The organism is Psychrobacter sp. 1U2 (assembly GCF_051847575.1).
This window is the reverse complement of the sequence record NZ_JBPYDC010000474.1, coordinates 1-1041: the sequence shown is the minus strand read 5'-3', so window position 1 is coordinate 1041 and position 1041 is coordinate 1. Positions and strand designations below refer to the sequence as shown.

The window sequence follows — 1041 nt, the reverse complement described above, 5'->3', positions numbered from 1 at the left end:
CACTTGACCAACTTCCTTATTACCATCAACCGTTTTAATCGTTGATTTTAGAGCAGGTTGACTAAACGGATTACCTGTTTGGAGCTGATCTTGTACTGTTTGGCAACCTGTCATTGCTAACGCTGAACCACATAATAAAACACTTGCAAGCATCGTCTTTTTCATTGTTTTCTCCATTTTATTCGGTTATTGAACGTTTTTATTGATAGTTAAGCCTACTATCTATATAGGTTTGTTCTGTACTGTTCGCTCTGTACTACTTACAGACATCACAGTCAGTATAGACAAACATTCGTCATAGTTATTCACCATAAGCGCAACAATCGGTTAATAAATGTAAATAACGTATGGGTTTGAAAAATGAGAACATGAAGTAAGAATAAAAAATATAAGCTACGGTCATTACAGTAGTATCAAAGAGAATAAGTAGGCTTAGCTAAGTAGAAAAGAAACATAAAAAAAGACCGTAATTGATATTACGGTCTTTTTGCATTTATTGACTATTTATAACTTCACAGCTTAATTGTGCAGCGCTTTACCTGCCGTTTTATCAACGGTCACTTTTGCAGGTTTTAGTGGCGTTGGCATACTGACCAGAGCGACCTTTAATATCTCATCAATTGTCGCTACAGGCTGAATGGTTAAGCCTTCTTTGACGTTATCAGGGATATCAGCCAAGTCGCGCTCGTTACTCGCTGGAATCAATACGTGCTTGATACCGCCGCGATGGGCTGCGAGCAGCTTTTCTTTAAGACCACCAATGCGCAAGATTTTACCGCGCAGTGTAATCTCACCTGTCATCGCAATATCTGGACGAATGGCAATACCAGTTAAGGCAGAGACTAGGGCGGTCGTTAACGCACCACCAGCAGATGGACCATCTTTTGGTGTCGCACCCTCTGGCATATGTACATGAACGTCAGTGGTTTTGACAGTCTCATAGTCAATACCTAAGCTATCACCGCGAGCACGAACGACACTCATAGCAGCGCGAATCGACTCTTTCATCACATCACCTAGTGAGCCAGTGAAGCTAAGCTC

General features: G+C 41.2%; 1 protein-coding gene. It reads right to left on the bottom strand.

The annotated features are described in order from the left end of the window. Positions 1–519: 519 nt before the first annotated feature. Positions 520–1041: S16 family serine protease (locus ACS8FD_RS16670; protein ID WP_439276661.1), on the bottom strand; the 522-nt coding region annotated here is incomplete at its 5' end.